Here is a 19,411-nt window from a genome sequence, read left to right as displayed (position 1 = left end):
GTTTTGTTATATTTCACTCTTTACGGATATAAAAAATTCGCACCTCCTTTTTTAAAACCTAAAAATAAAGCGCTTACAATTCTGTATGTTAGCATAAAGAATTTCTTTTATACCTAGTTAAAACCGTTGTGTTTGTTTATAAAACAGAGTGAGTTTCGACTCTCTATGTCTTTATACACGTTACATTTCAACACTTTTTGTCGAAGCTAGTACTTCCTTCTTACCTTAATAAATTTCACAATTAATACTAATTAGTATTCAAAAAAAGCAAAAAGCCTAATGCTTTTTTAGCATTAGGCTTTCTATTATTTGATTAGACTTTTTACTATTCTTCACGCTCATTAATTATTCTTAAACCATACACACCACCAGCAGCCTTGCCTTGTTTAGAGGTGAATTTTACTTCTACCTTGTCTTTACCTTTTGTTACACTAGTTGGAATTTCATAACAAATATCAAATAATTCTCCAGGCTTGTTCGCTTGTAGTTGTTGATTAGCAATTATTTGATCATCTATTAGAATGTCAAAGTCACGATCATATGATTTTCCGTCTACATGTAATCTAGCATCACTTCCATAGTATGTTACCAACAAATACATTGGTCTATCTTGCTGAACAGACATTTTATAACTAAAATACCCTTCATCACGACTATCACGCCAACCTTTATGCACAACATTCAAATAGCCTGAGTTTGAGTTATGTGATTGGATATCATGATCAACTTCAGGTTGTTGTTCACTTGGGGTAACTTCATCTACCGTAATCTTTCTTCTCCGATTTTGTAGCTGTTTCTCTTCATCTACAAAGGTACTAAATTCTGTTTCATTCATTATTTTCCAATACAATGAGTAACGCTGATGATGAAGTTCATAAAACGGAATTAATGTAACCTTAACATTTCCTGGCTGACCAACCGCCTTTGTTTCAAATGTTAAGACTTTATCTGCAACTGGCTTAACCCATTGGTTTATATCTTGCTCATTGGTTACTAATACAGGAACATCGATTAACTCGTGATTATTTAACTCTTGATGATCTGCTAATATATCCGTTTCAGGAAAGTTTTCTTTTCCTAAAGCCCCAGCCAGAACAACAGGGCCATACATAATTGCTTGTTTTTTGTGATCATCTTTCGCTATATATGTATGTAGTTGCATTGGCAATCCCACTTGCACTCGATCACCCGCAGTCCATTTTCTATTTATTGTTAAATATCCATTTTCTATTTTTGAAAAAACTTCCACTCCATTTACGGTAGCAGTTACAGGACCTGATATCCAATAAGGAACCCTTACATGAAGATTAAGTGTAGTCCCGTTTGCTTCCTTAAACACAAGTTCAGTACTGTCTGATTCAGGAAACGTCGTGTTTTGAATCAATTGGATTTCTTTATCTTCTAAAGTAATGTCAGAAGCAATAAATAAATTCACATATAAATCATCTTCTGTCCGATAATAAATATTTCGAGTATAGCGAGCAGGATTTTCCATTCCTGTTCCTGTACAACACCAGAAAGAGTCGTCTGGTGAGCAATATACCTTAAAATGACCAGGTTGAGTAGAAACAAAATACGTCTTCATTCCTGAATCAGGGTCTTGTGAAGCAAGAATATGATTATAGAGCCCTTTTTCGTAGTAGTCCATCAACGAAGCTTTGTGTGTCCATGCAAATAAGTACTCGGTTAGCTTTAACATATTGTATGTGTTACATGTTTCAGTTGTTAAAATTCCTAACTCTTCTGCATTTCCAGGACCAAAGTGCTCACCGATACTATTTCCACCCATTACATAAGATCGGTAATTTGTCACTTGGCTCCAGAAAAACTCAGCCATATCACGGTATTTTTGTTCACCTGTAATATCATATAACTTAGCGGCACCTATTACTTTAGGGATTTGAGTATTCGCATGTTTTCCCTCTAAATCATCAACATGATTTGCTAGAGGTTCTAAAATTGCTTGATGACAAAAACGTTTCGCGAGAACCAGGTACTTTTCTTCCCCAGTAATTAAGTACATATCTGCCATCGCTTCATTCATTCCACCATGCTCACAAACAAGCATACGTTGAAATTGTTCATCTGTTAATTTTGAAAGACCAAGATAAGCCCAATTCGATAATTTAGTTACTACGTCTAATGCTTTATTATTTCCAGCAATTTGGTAAGCATCAATCAAGCCCGCAAATATTTTATGAAGACTATACCAAGGTACCCAAGACCCTCCTAAACTAAAGTTATCTACTCTAAACTCTCCAGTAAACACTTCATCATAACAAGCGCGAGGAAAACCGCTTACATACCCACTCGGATCATAGTCTTGAACAATTGCTAACTCATCCACAGCATAGTCAAGTTTGTCTTTTAACTTCTCGTCACCCGTAACTGCATACATGGTTGCAGCTGCAGATAACCAATGTCCAATTGAATGTCCAGCAATCCCCATAGATTCCCAACCACCATACCTAGGTTTACGAGGCTTTTGCGAAGTAGATTCGTAGCATGGTGCTATTAGGCGATCAATATCTAGATATAAAAGATACTCTTTTCCTTTTTCTTGTGACTTTTTAAAGATTCCATCTGAAAGATTAACATTTTTCAACATGAGATTCTCCTTTAACCTTTTTATGTAATACCCTTATTATGAATGGATAATAGTAGAAAGGGAATTCACATTTCAATAGAAAACATATCTTTTTTTTGGATAAATAATGATATACTTATATTAATATTTACTGGAGGTTAGATGATGAATCAAGTTAGTATAAACGCTTATAACCTGCCGTTGGTTAGAGAGGTAGGGTTTATGTCTGATAAAGAGGGAATAATGCGCCACCCAGAACGAAATATGGACAAAATAAACGTTTTTGTCTATGTCAAACAAGGTTCCATTCACGTGATTGAATCGGGCATAGAGTACCATATTAAACAAGGAACATATCTTTTTCTCAGAAAAGGCATCCCTCATTGGGGTGAAAAACATTATACCCCAGGAACAGAATGGTATTATATACATTTTTATGACGCTCCACAGCAAGAAAGTAATAGTGAGTACTCTTCCTTTCAACAGGCCTCCATGATTTTAGAAGATACCTATGATAAACAACTGACTTTGCCTAAAGTTGGGAAAGTGTTTCAGCCTGAGTATGTGGAAATCCTATTAGCAAAACTGTTAGATCGTTATGATACACCAAGTCCAATACGTCCATTAAGTTTATCTGTTATGACTTATGAATTATTTGTTGATTTGTATAGGAATAAACATGATGAAAATAAAGATAAAAAAACGCATCGGATTGTAGGAAAAGTAATTGAATTATGTAGGAATTCTTCTAAAAACAAGCTTTCAGGACAGGATATCTCAAAAGCAATAGGAATGAACTACGCTTATTTATCAAGCTTATTTCGAGAACAGACTGGCAAGACTATTACCCAATTTCAAAATGAATTATTAATTGAAAAAGCTATAAGACTTTTTAAAGAAGATACATTAAACGTTTCTGAGGTAAGTAGTTATCTAGGTTTCTCTAACCCATTTTATTTTAGTAGGGTATTTAAAAAAGTTACCGGCATATCCCCTTCTACATATTTAAACCAAAACTACAGGAACTATTAACTTTTTGGCTCTGTTAAAGTTTGATTTTAAAATTTACCATAAAATTGGAAGTTTTGCTTTTGCATTTTATTGGATTATTAAACTATGGCTACTTTAGTTTAAGTTTATGTCCTCACATAGTTGTCTTCCATAAAATTTTATAATTACTTTCCTTCGAAGGATTCTTCGTATTTACTTTCAAGAAGAATTTCATTGGCTGGCATATTCGTCCATTCCTCAATAGGAATGTTTGGGTTTTCATCTAAAAACTCTTCCATGATTTCTTTCCCTATTGTGTAGTTTGCTCTATCTGGTATATCTTTGATTTTGCTTCCATATAATAAAACTTCCTTGGTAGCTAAGCCTGTTGAATCTGCATTTTCTTTAAGAAACTCCCATGTGTTTTCTTCCATTTTAATACTAGAAAATTGGTGCCAAGGGATAGTTATGTCCTGATATAAATTTTCCGCAAATGTATCTGCTTTACCCTCAAGGATAACATCGTGTAATAACGTGGTAGTATAAGCCAGTTCTGTGTTCTCCATATATACAGAATGGTGATATTCATGAGCAAGGCAATACTTTAAATATTCATCCTTAAGTAAAGATGGTTCGATTTGGATTAGAATGACATCTTTCTCCCATGTTACACCTGTTACCCCATTTAGAAACTTCATTGTAGAAGTGTTAGTGGGATTTGCGGGAATTATATATATAGACTTTTTTCCACCTGGAAGTTTTTCAGATGATTCCTTCAATGCTTCTTTAATTAAGATATTGATACTGCTTTGATTTTCAATTAAAAGTTGAACCGATTCTTCTAACTTATCGATAGACATGGGTGTGCTAAGTGTCCAATCTTCTATTTCCCAATCATTGAATTCTTCACCGAATCCACTTACTAAGAATGGTTGTTTAACCGTCTGCTGATATAACGCTTTTAAATTAGTTGTTTGTTCCTTTGCTCCTTCTATATAATTTAAATATTCTTGATAGAAGGGTATTATAGTAAATTCTTGTCCGTTACTAGTAAAAGTAACTGGTGTTTTATAACCTATTTCGGAAAGTTTTCCTGATTCTTCACTGTTGGAACATCCAAATAGAAGAATCGGTATGGTAACAAATATTATTAAAACTTTTTTTATATTATTTAATTGTTGGATTTTAAACCACCTACCTAAGTCTATTTAATTATATTTGAAATATTATTGCAATAAGTCCAAAGAAAAACCTTTGAACAACCCATTTAGAACCTTAAAAGGAAGAACAAGTAATTCAGGAGTCCAAGACAGTATTTCTGATATATAATCTTCTTAAGCCTTTATCAGTTCTCTCCCTTTTAATGAATTATTCATTAAATCCCTATTTTTTCACTAACTTGCCTCGTAGTGAACAAAAAATTACGTTTATATCTGAATCTAGATAACCTAAGTGTATCATATATTTCCATATTTTGTATTAAACCACCTCTAATTATCAAGTCATTCATAGTAACAGAATTCCTTTGATGTTGAATGGATTCTAACACTTTGAACCAAGCCAGGTAATTGTTCAGATATTTAGTTGCAACTCCATTAAAACGTTGCAACCTTTAAGCCTTCGGTGATAATTGTTAACGTTCTGAATATGGTATAGCACCTTTGTACGAACATTACCATCAGACTTGAATTGACAAATATTCATACCTTTTTCAGCAACATTTGTTTTAATGGCCCCCCAAGAATAGGTGCATAAAACAATCTCGTTGGAAAGTTTATGTCCGATAGCTTTATCTAATTGTGCTTTTCTACTCGACCCATTCCCAATGTCTTAGAAAAAGTCATCTTTTCACGATCTCTTGCGAAGACTTATACTTGTTCGTTGCTTATGACGGCTGTAAAGCAAGAATGTTTAAAATAGGTTAATAATAATATCCAGGGTATTTCTCTCCCTGCAACAAAAAAACCGCCATTCTATATATAAAAGAATGACGGTTTCTCCATACTATATTATTGTGGATTCAATGATTTGGTTACTCCCCACACCTTGGTGGCACCGTCATATTCATTCAAAGCTATATCAAGGTCATGGAAATAGCGGTGTAAACTTCGAACGTGACTCGTTGATTGATCTTCCAATAATGTCGATGCTAGCTGCCTCGTACTTTCTAAATCACTTTTTAAATTTTCATTTTTAACTTGTGGAATCATTTGTTCAAGCGTTGCAACAATTTTTTCTGCCATATTGGTCTGACTATTCCAATCTAAATTATCAATCTTACCATAACCGGTCGTGTCGTTATAGAAATCATGTGTATCTGAAACAAACGCACCAACATTTTTATTATTTTCCCCTACTGTTTCTTGAATCTCCTCAACTTCTTCCACTGTAGGAGTTGAACTATTTTCTGATTTTTCTTCATTGGCGCTTTGATCTGTTGCTTCCTCTTTCTTTGTTTGAGTTTCGGTGAGCAATTCTTTTCCCACAATGAAAGTAAGTGAAGCTGTTGCGACTAGTATGGCTACTACTGCAATAATCACTTTACTCCTTATCGATTTACCCTTTTTACGTGACAATTATCTCACCTCTATAACTAAAATTGCTAAAGTTTAACTACAAACGATTCTTATATTTTCTGGAATCTTCTATCCTGTTTTTAAATTCTATCTTTTTCAACTCAACTTTTTCAATTCTTTTAAATGTTAGAAAAGAAATGAAACACACAGCATAATAGATTAATTCATAGTCTTGTTGTTCAATGATATTCATAAAAACATACTCCTTATAAGTACTTCCAGTTAAAATATTCATGAAGCTAACACTTTACTTCATAACATTATCTATTCTAAAAGTATCATTCTCCTAATAATTTTACATGTTTGTTACTATTTTATCCAAGAATAACATTTATACTTATTGCGAACATCCGTCGACCATCCCGAATAAACTGATATATCAAAAAAAGGGGGCATAAGGATGATTCACACTGTGAAGGCTGGTGAAACAATATCGCTTATTGCAGAAGACTACCGTATTCCTATTCCATTAATTATTAACGCAAACCCACAAATTAATCCAAACATTATTCATATTGGACAACAATTAGTTATCCCCGGTATTCCTTCTATTGAAGAAATTTCGTATTCAATCCGTATTGACTTATCTGAAAGAAGATTAACATTATTGTTAAATGGGATTGTTCAAAAAGTTTACCCGGTTGGAGTTGGAAGAATGCTTCACGAAACTCCGACTGGAAATTTCATTATCATAAACAAGGCACCAAATCCTGGAGGTCCATTTGGAACGATGTGGATGAGCTTGTCTAAAAAACATTATGGGATACACGGTACAAACAACCCTGCTTCCATTGGTAACTATGTATCAAAAGGATGTGTGCGAATGTATAATAAAGATGTTGAGGAACTGGCTGCAACCATTCCAATTGGTACTCCCGTTACAATTACCGCTTAAGTTATATCGAACTATATTATACCTATTTTAATTAACTGAAGCCTAATCTTTTTTTAGGTTCGTTCTAGTCTAAATAAGTATCTTCAACCCCAATTCCCCCTAAATTTCACTAAGGTTTACTTATCATTTCATCTGAGACATAATAGTACTATAGTTTTATGGTGAAGGTAGGTGGATATATGTTTGTTTATATCGTTTTGATTATGATCGTATCCATTATTGGGCTAGTATTAACATTACTGTTGGCTGGGAAAAGTGATGAAGGGTATAATGATAATCCGAAAAAAAATATTAAAAATTTAACATGGATATATATTGTTGCTATTCTAGGCTCTGTTATTGCTTTAGCTGTGTTTATTATTTTATTTACGTAGATGAATTCAATTGTGGTTGAAGATTGTGGTTATCATTGAGAATCATTTTCTTGTCTTCTTATTATGATTCTTGTCCAAATCATCCCCTTGATCTTCATCCTCTCTCACTTCTATTTCATCATGAAATTCAATCGTATTCTGGCCCGCTATATAATCAAATGGAGTATAGCTGTTGTCTGGAACTGACTTATTTTTAATCGTCTTGATGATTATCAATACAATTAATAGAAACATTAGAATAACAATTATTAAAGATAAATTGCCTACTAAAACCACAGTATCTCCCTTTCTCATCAGTATTTTTTCACTTTATCTCTATCTATTGTGAATATATTACAAATCCAATGCTTTCCGCTAGTTTTTTTATCTGCTTTCCACCCCATTTTTTTTAGTTCTTTTGCTATCATTACATTAAAAAAACCATGACCAACTAAAGCAATTGTTTGGTGTGTTTTAGCATAATAAACTAACTCCTCAGCAGCTTTTTTTGCTCTTTGTTTTGCGCCATTTAGGGATTCTTTTTGTCCCGAGTAGCCGTTTAACCAGAGTAATCTCAGTAAGAAAGCCCATGAACTTGGTCTTAATTTAAATCTTAAATTTTGTACAGTTGGAATAGGAAGCTCTGCTTCACGGAATAGTGGCAGACAAACCACTTCAGATAAAGGATTTAATATTTCAGCTGATTCTATAGACCTTGTTAAATCACTAGTAATTACTAGATTAGCACCCGCAATTTTTTCCATAGTAACTTCCGGGTAGGTTTTTTCCTCAAGAACACCATGATAATCATACTTTTCTATCCACCGTGCAAATTCTAAAATCGTCATGCGATCATTTATAATGTAGCTTGACTTACCATGTCTAATCAGTGATATTTCCATTCCCAATACTCCTCGCTCCGAAATTCCAGTCACACCTACTGGCTAGAAATTCGCATTACTCATACTTTTATATAAATTGTTTGACTATGTGCGTGTACACTTCAGGTTGTTGGTCATGTATTAAATGAGAAGAAAAAGGGAGGATAGACAGGTGAACATGTTTATTTAACTTTGCATAACTAACTGCACCGTGTACTTCATTTCCATTTCCTTCCCCAACCATATAAAGAATGGGAATGTTTAAATGTGCTATATTTTTCATTTCAACAAATGGATACCAATCTCCATGATGTAAGAATACGACTGGTTCTCCATCACCAATAATTTCCGTTTACAATAACAAATGGTATCCTCCTCTATTTTTCGGGTAATTAGCAACAATAAATTTCTCACTAAATCATTCTACTTTGTCTCTTATAGTGTCTTTTTCATAGAAACTACATCTATTATTATATCGTTTGACCTCTGTATAATCTCTTCATCATAAATATCATAACCTATTAAGTGGTATAGCTTTATATTTTTAGTTGCATACTTTCGCACCTTACAAGTTAACGTATTGCAACCATGTTCTAACCCATACAACTCTAATGCTTTTAGTAACCTCTTTGCCATCCCTTGGCCTTGTTTTTCTGGGATAACAGATAACCGATAAAAATAAATATTCTTATCTTTACAGGAAAACCTAACCATTCCAACCGGTACATCATCCGCATAACAAATGAGAGCCTGCTCATTTTTTTTAATGCAGAAGATATAGAATCCACTGTCTCATCTAATGCACTAGAAGGTATGGCATTGTTAAAATCCTTAAACGATTGAATCATTATATTGTGAATAATTGATGCTTGAGATTTTTCTGCTAACATTATGTTCATACAATCCCCCCTAAGAATCTTAACGTTTAATGGCGTCAATAATTAACGAGGGTGAAACTAGCTTTGCTCCTTGATTTCTCGGATCGTATTTTTTTGACCGAAAAATAACTCCATCTTCTCCTCGCCAATCTTGCTGATGGAAAACGCCATTACGATCAAAATATTCTAAAAGCTTCACCTCAAAACCAACAGTTTCAAAAACCTCTGTTAATGTGTCATAGTTATATACAATTTTATGACTTGCCGCTGAATGGTCCTTTGGGCCTGGACCACCCACTTGAACAATCTCTTGATACGTTTTATCCGGGAACAATCCGTCAGGCACTGCGCAACGAATGTACCCACTCTCCTGTAAATATCTATAACATATTTGCGCAGCACTAACACCTTGTTCGTATGTAAGGTGCTCCCAAACATGCTCCGCAACAATTGCTGTGATTGAACCACTATTAAATCTACCTTTCCAAGAATCCTCATCTAACAAGTTGAGATCTTCTTCTTGAGTATGAATCCAACTAGGATTATTGTTATATAGACCAGCACCTATCACTAGCTTTATTTGCTCTTGAGCAGTGTTCACGTAGACCATCTACCTTCCTATATCTTTAATAAAAGTAATTTATCAATTTTAATTTTAGCATATTTTTCCACATTTGAAATTTAAATTACTAAAAAATCGACATCCGTAAAAGATATCGATTTTATACTTAATTATATGTTATTGCCCTCCATTTTCTTTTCTAAGAAATACTGATTGTATCCTCTTGGGTGGTCTTCAACGATTCCAATTACAGTAAATCCTTGTTTTTTATAAAATTCTGGTGCTTGAAAACTAAATGTATCCAAAAGTATGGTCCTACAGCCTTTTCTCATCGCCCACTCTTCCATTTTCTTTATTAACTTACTTCCATAACGCTTACCTCTATGTTTTTCATCTACCCACAAGAAATCAATGTGAACGTGTGACCAGAACGTTGTTGCTGTTATCCCACCAACAATTACACCTACTTTGTTTCGTATGATAAAACTTAACTGCTCAATTGGAGTCTTTATCTCATCAGGCAGTTGTTGCATATTATATTCGATTAGCTTTTTCTTAATAAATTCACTATCTTTCTGAGACCCTTGTTGAATTTCTTCCATTTAATCACTCTCCTCATAATAAAAAAGCATTTATTTAATTATAAATGCTTTTTAGAATAATCATTATTCTATTTCCTTCATTTCACCTTTGCAACACCTAATGCATAGTGATTCCAAAGAATACTTTCGACTTAATCTGCTCTTACTTCTTCGCAATCTACAATTAATATGATTTCAGAGTGTTTTCCTTTTAATAATCTACTCTTTTTCTTGAATACCACTTCGGTTAAAAGACGAATTGCAATACCTAGGGCGAGACCAGCGAAAGCTCCAATCAATCCCCATTAAATCGGTCCCCATGTCAATTAAAAACCTATGCTAGCTCCAATAACAGCAAATGCTGTTGTCAGTACCATCCCAATATCCACAAAAGACGTACCATCAGACCGATGAAGACTGTCTAAATTTTTTCGTTCTTCCATGCGGAGACTGAAGCTTTCCCCATTGAAAGGGAGTATTTTTCCTTAGTGCAGGCGTTAGTCCCCATCTCATAAATTAACAATAAAGTTACGTTGGATTTTCTTTCAACTACACAAAATTTAGCAACAATCTTTTAAGTGATAGTTAAGGAGCGACTAATTCTACCTTCATCCGATCTGGATCTTCAAAATAAACAGCGTAGTGTTTTTCTCCACCAGCGAATGGATGTTTATCACTATAAAGAATTGTTATCCCTTTTTCTAATAGTAAATTAGTTATTTCATCAACATGGTGACGTGATTTCGCATAAAAAGCAAGATGATTAAGTCCTACCCTACATCGATGGTAGCTTACATCTAAAAATCTATCCTCAGCTTGCACAAATACAATATACGCGTCATCTAATTTCCAACTGATCCCTTTGTCCCATTTCTGATACCGTGTATATCCCAATTCTAATAGAAACCATTCCCAAAAGTTAATAGTACGAACCAAATTTGAAACGTAGAATTCTATATGATGGATTTGTCCTGCCAATGCATTTCCCTCCTCGATTTGGTTAGCAATTATATTGAATTATTATAAGTTACTATAATCAATCAACTACAACGGCGGCGCTTAGAAACAACCTTCTAAAAAAGAGCCAATCATTCCCTCTTAAATCAATAGATTATAGAAGGAATAAATGGTTTCTTAAAACAAAAAAATATTTAATTTGTGTTTTCAATAATGTATATTTATTATATATTACTAATAAATATACATTATTGAAAACGAAAAGGAGCTAAACCAATGAATATAATCCTAAGTGAAGATAATCCTAAAAAAGATGATTATATTAACCTACATCAAACAACTGGGTGGAATGCGAAAGGTTTATATACGTATGATCAACTATATACCGCCATATGCAATAGTTGGTATAGCATATCTATATATGAAAATAAACAACTAATAGGATATGGACGAATGATTTCTGATGGTATTTATCAAACACTTATTTGTGATGTCATGGTACATCCTGACTATCAAAATCTAGGCATAGGAACGAAAGTAATGAATTCATTACTCGGAAAATGTAACCAAGCAGGAATTAAATGGGTTCAGTTGTTTAGTGCAAAAGGAAAGTTTAATTTTTATGAAAAACTTGGTTTTAAAAATAGAGAAGTAGAAGCACCCGGTATGTCATTATTCTTATGATCAATATGTACTAGAAAATTCTACCTTAAACATGCTAGGAGATACCTCCTAGCATGTTTAGCCATTCACTCTATAATTGCATCATTTCTTTGTTCTTCTAACTTTGCTTTTATCTTGTGAAACTCTTTACTCGGAGGTGTCAAACTTATCACAGTATCCCCTGACTCCGGTTTACTTTCTTTCCCCTCAATAAAGAAATCTATCTTTTTAGTCGCCTTCATCACAAATAATAAGATAGCATTTTCATCTCTGTCTTCTAGGTAATTTTGATAATTATACTGTTGAGATAATGTTGTTTTACGAAAAACATAACCTGCCTCCACCTTATAAATAAGATCATCTAGAGAAACATCCTTTGAAAATAATACCCGTCCTCCAATGGTACGAACCATTTCTTCTACATTATCTCCGGTTTGATCTTGTATATTTAATCTGTAAACATCTTTACGACCAAAGGTGGGGACAAATGTTGTACAGACTAAAGCATTATAAGAATCATATTCCGTTGCTGAGATTAAATAGTCATAAGGTGTCATATCTAATCTATATTCTGTTTGTTCAGATAAAATTTCTCCATGATGAAAGTTAACACCGGCATGCCTTGCTTTCGTTAAACGTTCCCATGAAGAATCTGCAACAACCGTCGGAATTTTTAGTTCATCAAAAATACCAGCCAAAGCTACAGAAAATGCGTTACTACCTATAATCATCGCACCTGGTTGTCCTTCAGAAGACAAATTTAGTTTTTTCGCTAACCACCCTATTGAAAAACCATGAGCACACACGGTGAAAAAGACTAAAGCAAATGTTAAAGACGTTACGATCCGAGCATCTTCAAATCCTTCTTCGTACAATACTGAAGCAAAATAACTTGCTACAGTCAATGCAACAATACCTCTTGGAGCAATCCAACCAACCAATACTTTTTCTTTTAAAGTTAAGTCTGTACGTATCGTTGAAATAAAAATAGATAATGGTCTTACGATAAATAACATTAATAAGACATACCCTATTATTTCTATATTAAATACGTGAAGAAGTGTCCCTCTCGTTAAAGAGGCAGTTAACATAATGAAAATAGTAGATATTAGTAGTATTGAAATATTCTCTTTAAAATGACGCATGTCTTTTATCGAAGAAATCCCCATATTAGCTAACTTCATTCCCATTGCTGTAACAGCTAACAATCCTGTTTCGTGTGTAACTTCATCTGCTATAGTAAAACAAGCAATCACCGCTGCGAAAACTGCAGGTGATTTTAAAAATTCTGGCATAAAACCAGATTCAAACATCCAGCCTGTCCCTTTTCCGAATAACCAACCTAATATCACAGCAAATATAGAGGCTAAAAAGAAAAGCAGGAGTGATGTACCATCGGCTTCATTACTTGAGAAAAATAAGATAATCTCAAAGGCAAATACAGCTAATAACGCACCAAATGGGTCTACAATAACACCTTCCCATTTCAAAATCTTAGCTGGCCGGGGTTTTAGTTTTGATTGTCGTAGCAGTGGTAAAATAACTGTAGGGCCAGTTACTATGAAAATCGCTCCTATAATAAGCGAAACTGTCCAAGACAACCCAGCAACATAATGAGCAGCAAAAGATCCAAGTAACCAACTAATCAAAGCACCATAGGTTACAATACGAAAAACTGGTTTACCTAAACCACGGATTTCTTTAATATCTAGATTCAGGCTGCCTTCAAATAAAATAATCGCAACAGCAACGGATATAATAGGCCGGTACAAATCTCCAAAATCTTGCTCTGGGTTGATAAATCCAAATATAGGACCTACAAGTAGTCCAGCTATCGACATAACGACTATCGCAGGAAGCCTAAAGCGCCAGGATAGCCATTGTGACCCTACTCCTAACATTGCAATAATCATAAACTCTAATAATATCGAGTCAATCATAGCTCTCCTCCCTTTCACTCTTTAGGACAACTCAATCTATAATAAATTAATTATTTAATCAATTACTGCCCTTTTCCACAGGATAATCTATTTAATTTCAAACAGAATATATATAAAAACATCTTAAATCGAATGAGTACGGAAGTAAAACAGTTTGTTTTCACATTAAGACCCTCTATGCAAACCTTTCACTGGATGGAGAACTCAGAGAGTATAAAAGAAGAAAATGCTAAACCTATTTATCAAACTTAAATATTGACCTTCTAAAAGTTTGGTGTTTGTGTTTATGATAGCTAAAATATAAAGTCTGCACTAAGGTGTGCGACTGCCCGGGGTGGAAATTAACATAGAAGTTAGTGCAAACTTTCTATTAAGTTCGACGGTTGTACGAAAAAATGTTTACAGAAAAAGCTAAAACTCAAAATAGTATCAAATACGTTGCAAAAATAAAGAGACCACGATTGTAGTCTCTTACTTTAACATATTAATAAACCATACTACTATCATGATAGTATTTAAATTCTAATAAATTATTGGCAGGATCAATTAAAAAAAATGTCATGTGTTCTTCTTGTTTACCTTCAAAGCGAACCATAGGCTCTTTAAAAAAAGACAGTTCTTTTGCTGTTGCATCAGCTAACGCTTGATTATACTCTTTCTTTTCTAAAAACGTAACACCAAAATGACGAGGGTACATCTTCGGCTTATCATCTATATTAGTTGGACTCAAATGGCACACAACTTGATCCCCAAAAAAGTCAAAAGTAACACGATCATCATATCTTCTAGCAAGTTTACATCCTAGTTTCTCATAAAAGTCTACAGTTTCATCTAGTTCCTTGCATGGAATCGCTAAGTGAAACACCTTGTTGGTTTGTCTCATATAATTCCTCCTCGTATATATTTGTGCTACAAAGTCCAAAGTCCTTACTTCATAGCAACAATTATAGTCCTATCTAGCATACCTACCAAGATACGTTTACCTCCTAACAAACCTGATAGGATTACAAATGAAACGTATCGGAACGCAATCCTAAACGCAATGTCTCTAATGAAATAACATCACTTAATGCAATATTAGCTAAATTAACATTCGACCCAAGATGCTTAATAAAAAAGGTCTGCATATTTTTATTCGGCGCTTCAAAAATCAGTTTTTCGACTGGGATACTAGAAGATAGAATTTGCTCAAAGATATCAGTACGAATACCTCCATCTTCATTACATAAACCACTTGTTCCACTTTCTCTTGCTTCGGTGATAACCTTGGTTGCACCAGCTTCAAAATCCTCATGTATGTTCTCTAACCATTCAGCTGAATCTTGATTATTTGCCTTTGAACAATCTTTATTTCCAACCTCACTAAAGACAATAAAATCCTGAGAAAATTCTTTAATGAATTTGGCTTTTTCATGGTTTGATAAAGCGATAGTTCCATTCGAAACCTCTACATAGCTACAATTAAACTTTTTACAATAGTTATAATAACTTTCTACCTTGTCTTGGCTTAAAAACTTTTCAAATAATGTGCCACCGAAAAAAAAGTCAATCCCGAGAGAAGTTAAAAAATCTATTTTTTTCTGTAACCCTTTTGTTATTAGTGACGTGCCCCAACCAAACTTAACTAAATCAACATAGTCACTTGAACTTACAATGGTATCAAAAAATACGTTTAACGGGGTGCCATTATCAATTAAAACCGTTAGCCCTAAGTCTCTTGGTTTACTTTCTCTTGTTGGCAGAATTAACTCTGATTCTGTCATACATTAACCCTCTCAATCATTGGAATTCTCTTATTCTTTTTCACCTTCATAATGAAACTTCCATCTAATTCTTTTGTACAATAAAAAATATCTTCCTGCTTAAATATTGGATTTTCTACATTAAAAAACTTATCCGCGACATGAGATTGTTTTATTCTATTAATTACTTCTTCGGTAGAAATTGAATTAGAACCATCTATTATAGATTTTATATACTCTGCACAAGCAAGATCATCATCTCCACTTGGATGAGAGGCAATCACATTAACAGCATCTAGTTTTTCCTCAGCGATTCTTTCTTTTACATATAAAGCAGTCCTTTTCGCGTTCGAAAATCCAGTCACAAATACGTGATTTGAAGATAAACAATTTAATGTTGCTCGTACGCCGTTCGTTGTTTTCAGTACTAACGTCTCTCCTATAAGATCTTGATTTTGCAACTTAGTTGGAGAGTTTTCTAAATCAAAGCCTTCAATAGGCAATCCAGCTACTTCTCCGGCTAAAACAAGTGCAGGGTTATCTCTTTTCATTTTCAACGCTTGCTCTACAGACTCTGCTAGAAATATACGGTTTGCCCCTTGTAAAAAAGCAAAATGGGCTACTGTAAATGCACGAATAACATCAATCACAATCGTAAAAGGAGCAACGGTTGGTGGGGGATTCCTACCCTGATAAATATCAATCAGCATAATTTTTCTCCTCACTCTAAAATTCACGTACTCGGAAGGGTAGTAGCCTTCACATACACAAAGTATATTCGCCTACAAAATATTCGTTACAAAATCATACTTAGACTTAAAAGTTCAAAATTAGGCTCTTCCGTTATACCCAACTTGCTTTCTATTGGAATACATTGACTTTAAGGCGAATACCTAGACCCTTAAAAGAAAAGGGCTATATATTTATAAACTATAAAAGTGAGGGACAATAATGAAAGGTAAAATCACCTATAATCAGTGGGATACCCATGCTGAAGAAATACTCAACAACCAATTTAAAGACTTCATGGACGTGATTAAATGGGCCTACCAAGTTTATAAGAACGACATCTTATACGCTTGTAGCCTTGGAGCAGAAGGAATTGTTTTAATCGATCTGATCTATAAAGTTAATCCGAGAGCTAAAGTTGTCTTCTTAGATACAGATTTACATTTTAAAGAAACCTACGTCCTTATCAATAAAGTAAAAGAAAGATACCCAAAACTTCATATTAAAATAGTTAAACCAACACTTAATCTAGACGAACAAGCTACTCAGTACGGTGAAGAATTATGGGAAATCGACCCAAATATGTGTTGTACGATTAGAAAAATAAAACCTTTGCAAAAAGAGTTAACCAGTGTAGATGCATGGATTTCAGGATTGCGAAGAGAACAATCCTCCAGTCGAAAAAATATCGATTATATTAACAAAGATACTAAATTTAAACGAGTTAAAATTTGTCCATTAATTCATTGGACGTGGGATGATGTTTGGAATTATATTCACTTAAACAACCTACCCTATAATGAGTTACATGATCACAACTATCCTAGTATTGGGTGTGAGAAGTGTACATTACCAGTTAATAAGAAATCAGACTCACGATCTGGTAGATGGGCAAATTCGGAAAAAAAAGAGTGCGGACTGCACCAAGCTTGATTAGGAGCTGTTTACAATGATAACAACATTACTAGCCTGTTTAATTGCCTTCTTTTTCGCTCTCAACATTGGAGCAAGCGGTGCAGCTGCATCCATGGGGATTGCATATGGATCAGGTGCAGTAAAAAGAAAAAAAGTGGCATTACTCATTTGCGGAATAGGTATTTTTCTCGGTGCCATTTTAGGAGGAGAAGAAGTTGTTAAAACGCTAGGTTCAGAGATTGTCCCTAAAAATATTATCTCCATTAATATCGCCCTCATCATTCTTGGTTCTGCGTCGGTATCTCTATTCCTTGCGAACCTAAGTGGAATTCCACTATCTACCAGTGAAGTTATTGTGGGTGCAATTGTAGGTGTTGGTATTGCTTTCAAAGTTCTTTTTGTTAACACCCTAGTAATCATTGTTATGTATTGGCTACTCGTACCCTTAATAGCATTTATATTAGCCTTTGTTTCCAACAAAGGAATCCAAAAAATAAATAAAAAGTTCCCTTTTCTAAATGAAGGAAAGTGGCCGAAGATTCTTGTGCTATTAGTAATTATTACCGGATTCTTAGAAGCTTTTTCAGCCGGCATGAATAATGTTGCCAACGCTGTTGGACCGCTCGTTGCAGCTGGTATTATTAGCCTTGACCAAGGAACTTTTACCGGTGGTTTCTTTGTAGCTCTAGGAGCTATTTTTCTTGGTGGAAAAGTAATTGAAACCAATGGGAAAAAAATTACGAATTTAAGTCTATTACAAGGAGGCACTGTATCAGGGATTGGAGCGTCCTTAGTCATTATTGCTTCCTTGTTTGGTATCCCTGTTCCCCATACACAAGTAACGACTTGTAGTATTTTAGATGTTGGAGCATCCGAATTGGGGAGGGAAATATGGAAAAAAGCAATTATTGCAAAACTAATTAAAACATGGGTAATCTCCCCATTGTTTTCACTTGTTATTTCCTATAATCTAATAAAACTATTCATTGATTTTGATTTTTCAGGAATAGTTTTATTATTTGCTTTTGTAGTGATTGTTTATCTGATTGGTTTGTGGAACCCACGTGAAATTACTCATCCAGTTTATAAAGAAAGAGTAGGAGGAAGTAGCCAGAAGCTTTAAAGACTGGTCAATAGATAAGTTACAAAAATACGTATAGCAGAAGAAAGATAAAAGGATAGTATGAGATACTAGTTACCTTATATTCGATGAAGCCCAATAATAGGGCTTTTTTATTTACAAAAGGCGATTTTCAGAAAATAATGTTATCGACGAAAAATATAAAGTCTGTCGTAATGGAATAGATGATTGGTTTGTTAACTCAATTCAGAAAATACACTGGTAATTCGCTTGTCCTAATTCATTTCTTACTTTGTCACTCCCCTAATACTTCGGTCGATGGGACGAGTAATCACAGTATAAAAATATCGTAAGAAGCGTTTCTATAGGTTGTGCGGCTGCCCGGAGCGGAAATCAACGTAACAGTTAATCCAAATCTTTATATTACTACGAAGAACACATGGCAACAAAACTTGCGAAAGAACCTTTGAACAATGGATTTATTTATACATAAACAAATGAAGAATTTTCATAGACTAAACGTCTTACTCAATAATTACTCGATTAACTTGTATTATTTAGGGTAAAGAAAGAGAGAGGATAAAGAAAAGGAGTATGAAACAATAGTATGATTTCTAACATTTTAATTGCACTAACGATTTTATTTATCATTGCAAATCTATACATTTTTTTCACAAATAAATCTTATAAAAAAAGCACCTTTAATGCCCCACTCTTTTATCAACTTTTTTTTAATATGATAGGAATTGCACTTGGTTTTGCAGTTCTTTATTTTCTTTTATCTTTAAATGGCACTATTCTTAAAGTTGGTTCACCTACTGGAGATCCGGCTGATCAATCATTTGGTAATTTACTTTATTTTAGTGGAGTCACATTATTATCTATTGGCTATGGAGATTATGTTCCAGTAGGAAGTGTGAAGTTATTTGCTGTATTGGAAGCTAGTATTGGTATTTTATTACCTGCTGCTTACTTTATGAAGGCATTTAACAATGGAAAAAGTGACAATCGTAAGGATTAATTACTAAAGTAGTAAACTTACAAACATAAAAGCCACAATGAGCACCTAGAAAGCAGGTGT

22 protein-coding genes and 1 pseudogene are annotated in these 19,411 nt (G+C 34.0%); 7 read left to right on the top strand and 16 right to left on the bottom strand.

The annotated features are described in order from the left end of the window. Window positions 1–325: 325 nt before the first annotated feature. Window positions 326–2,605 (bottom strand): glycoside hydrolase family 127 protein, encoded by a 2,280-nt coding sequence (locus QQS35_RS21565; protein WP_285934320.1) that lies wholly within the window; start codon window positions 2,603–2,605, stop codon window positions 326–328. A 147-nt stretch (window positions 2,606–2,752) separates the two neighbouring features. Between QQS35_RS21565 and QQS35_RS21560 the strand changes: the two genes are divergently transcribed. After that, window positions 2,753–3,619: an AraC family transcriptional regulator gene (locus QQS35_RS21560; RefSeq protein ID WP_285934319.1), complete on the top strand. Its 867-nt coding sequence runs from the start codon at window positions 2,753–2,755 to the stop codon at window positions 3,617–3,619. A gap of 143 nt (window positions 3,620–3,762) precedes the next feature. Here QQS35_RS21560 and QQS35_RS21555 read toward each other — a convergent pair whose 3' ends face one another. The 3 genes and pseudogenes from QQS35_RS21555 to QQS35_RS21545 all read right to left on the bottom strand — a co-directional run bounded on the left by QQS35_RS21555 (window position 3,763) and on the right by QQS35_RS21545 (window position 6,153). Further along, window positions 3,763–4,437, bottom strand: a complete 675-nt coding sequence (locus QQS35_RS21555) for a DUF2268 domain-containing protein (RefSeq protein WP_285934318.1) — start codon at window positions 4,435–4,437, stop codon at window positions 3,763–3,765. 515 nt (window positions 4,438–4,952) lie between these two features. Next, window positions 4,953–5,439: pseudogene (locus tag QQS35_RS21550) on the bottom strand (hypothetical protein); the annotation flags it as partial. A gap of 147 nt (window positions 5,440–5,586) precedes the next feature. After that, window positions 5,587–6,153, bottom strand: coding sequence for a hypothetical protein (locus QQS35_RS21545; protein WP_285934317.1), 567 nt, complete (start codon window positions 6,151–6,153; stop codon window positions 5,587–5,589). 400 nt (window positions 6,154–6,553) lie between these two features. On the opposite strand from QQS35_RS21545, the gene QQS35_RS21540 reads away from it, so the two are divergent. After that, window positions 6,554–7,048, top strand: coding sequence for a L,D-transpeptidase family protein (locus QQS35_RS21540; protein ID WP_285934316.1), 495 nt, complete (start codon window positions 6,554–6,556; stop codon window positions 7,046–7,048). Window positions 7,049–7,227: 179 nt separating this feature from the next. After that, complete coding sequence (locus tag QQS35_RS21535) at window positions 7,228–7,422, top strand: hypothetical protein (RefSeq protein WP_285934315.1); 195 nt, start codon at window positions 7,228–7,230, stop codon at window positions 7,420–7,422. Between the two features lie 42 nt (window positions 7,423–7,464). Here the strand turns inward: QQS35_RS21535 and QQS35_RS21530 are convergent, their stop codons facing one another. The 8 genes from QQS35_RS21530 to QQS35_RS21500 form a co-directional block, all read right to left on the bottom strand. After that, window positions 7,465–7,716 (bottom strand): DUF3951 domain-containing protein, encoded by a 252-nt coding sequence (locus QQS35_RS21530; RefSeq protein ID WP_285934314.1) that lies wholly within the window; start codon window positions 7,714–7,716, stop codon window positions 7,465–7,467. After that, window positions 7,716–8,303, bottom strand: a complete 588-nt coding sequence (locus QQS35_RS21525) for a histidine phosphatase family protein (protein ID WP_285934313.1) — start codon at window positions 8,301–8,303, stop codon at window positions 7,716–7,718. Before QQS35_RS21525 ends, QQS35_RS21530 begins: the two co-directional genes overlap by 1 nt. 414 nt (window positions 8,304–8,717) lie before the next feature. Further along, the gene (locus QQS35_RS21520) at window positions 8,718–8,996 is read right to left on the bottom strand and encodes a GNAT family N-acetyltransferase (RefSeq protein ID WP_331490909.1); all 279 of its coding nucleotides are present in this window, start codon (window positions 8,994–8,996) and stop codon (window positions 8,718–8,720) included. Next, window positions 8,900–9,181: a hypothetical protein gene (locus tag QQS35_RS22845; protein ID WP_331490943.1), complete on the bottom strand. Its 282-nt coding sequence runs from the start codon at window positions 9,179–9,181 to the stop codon at window positions 8,900–8,902. The genes QQS35_RS21520 and QQS35_RS22845 overlap by 97 nt, the downstream gene beginning before the upstream one ends. A 19-nt stretch (window positions 9,182–9,200) precedes the next feature. Further along, a complete protein-coding gene (locus QQS35_RS21515; protein WP_285934312.1) occupies window positions 9,201–9,770 on the bottom strand; it encodes a class I SAM-dependent methyltransferase in 570 nt (189 codons plus the stop codon). Window positions 9,771–9,892: 122 nt separating this feature from the next. Then, window positions 9,893–10,324 (bottom strand): GNAT family N-acetyltransferase, encoded by a 432-nt coding sequence (locus QQS35_RS21510; protein WP_285934311.1) that lies wholly within the window; start codon window positions 10,322–10,324, stop codon window positions 9,893–9,895. A gap of 131 nt (window positions 10,325–10,455) precedes the next feature. Then, on the bottom strand, window positions 10,456–10,602 hold the full coding sequence (locus QQS35_RS22840; RefSeq protein ID WP_331490908.1) for a hypothetical protein: 147 nt from the start codon (window positions 10,600–10,602) through the stop codon (window positions 10,456–10,458). Window positions 10,603–10,888: 286 nt separating this feature from the next. Beyond that, window positions 10,889–11,281: a VOC family protein gene (locus tag QQS35_RS21500; protein WP_285934310.1), complete on the bottom strand. Its 393-nt coding sequence runs from the start codon at window positions 11,279–11,281 to the stop codon at window positions 10,889–10,891. Window positions 11,282–11,536: 255 nt separating this feature from the next. Between QQS35_RS21500 and QQS35_RS21495 the strand changes: the two genes are divergently transcribed. Next, entirely contained in the window at window positions 11,537–11,944 is a 408-nt protein-coding gene (locus QQS35_RS21495; protein WP_285934309.1) for a GNAT family N-acetyltransferase, read from the top strand. 65 nt (window positions 11,945–12,009) lie between these two features. On the opposite strand, the gene QQS35_RS21490 is transcribed toward QQS35_RS21495, so the two are convergent. From QQS35_RS21490 to QQS35_RS21475, 4 genes are all read right to left on the bottom strand, one after another. Continuing rightward, window positions 12,010–13,863 carry a cation:proton antiporter gene (locus QQS35_RS21490; RefSeq protein ID WP_285934308.1) on the bottom strand — a complete coding sequence of 618 codons (1,854 nt, stop codon included), beginning with the start codon at window positions 13,861–13,863 and terminating at the stop codon, window positions 12,010–12,012. A 484-nt stretch (window positions 13,864–14,347) separates the two neighbouring features. Then, complete coding sequence (locus QQS35_RS21485) at window positions 14,348–14,746, bottom strand: VOC family protein (protein WP_285934307.1); 399 nt, start codon at window positions 14,744–14,746, stop codon at window positions 14,348–14,350. Between the two features lie 121 nt (window positions 14,747–14,867). Further along, a complete protein-coding gene (locus QQS35_RS21480) occupies window positions 14,868–15,626 on the bottom strand; it encodes a phosphosulfolactate synthase (RefSeq protein WP_285934306.1) in 759 nt (252 codons plus the stop codon). Next, on the bottom strand, window positions 15,623–16,315 hold the full coding sequence (locus tag QQS35_RS21475) for a 2-phosphosulfolactate phosphatase (RefSeq protein ID WP_285934305.1): 693 nt from the start codon (window positions 16,313–16,315) through the stop codon (window positions 15,623–15,625). The genes QQS35_RS21480 and QQS35_RS21475 overlap by 4 nt, the downstream gene beginning before the upstream one ends. Before the next feature lie 241 nt (window positions 16,316–16,556). Here QQS35_RS21475 and QQS35_RS21470 point away from each other — a divergent pair, with 241 nt between their 5' ends. The 3 genes from QQS35_RS21470 to QQS35_RS21460 all read left to right on the top strand — a co-directional run bounded on the left by QQS35_RS21470 (window position 16,557) and on the right by QQS35_RS21460 (window position 19,351). Next, window positions 16,557–17,267 carry a phosphoadenylyl-sulfate reductase gene (locus tag QQS35_RS21470; RefSeq protein ID WP_285934304.1) on the top strand — a complete coding sequence of 237 codons (711 nt, stop codon included), beginning with the start codon at window positions 16,557–16,559 and terminating at the stop codon, window positions 17,265–17,267. A gap of 16 nt (window positions 17,268–17,283) precedes the next feature. Continuing rightward, window positions 17,284–18,372: an inorganic phosphate transporter gene (locus QQS35_RS21465; RefSeq protein WP_285934303.1), complete on the top strand. Its 1,089-nt coding sequence runs from the start codon at window positions 17,284–17,286 to the stop codon at window positions 18,370–18,372. Between the two features lie 565 nt (window positions 18,373–18,937). Continuing rightward, window positions 18,938–19,351, top strand: coding sequence for a potassium channel family protein (locus QQS35_RS21460; protein WP_285934302.1), 414 nt, complete (start codon window positions 18,938–18,940; stop codon window positions 19,349–19,351). The last annotated feature ends 60 nt before the right edge of the window (window positions 19,352–19,411 follow it).

This window comes from Aquibacillus rhizosphaerae (assembly GCF_030282825.1).
GTDB lineage: Bacteria > Bacillota > Bacilli > Bacillales > Amphibacillaceae > Aquibacillus_C > Aquibacillus_C rhizosphaerae.
Note: the sequence above shows the minus strand (reverse complement) of the source record. Positions and strands in the feature narration are given on the sequence as shown.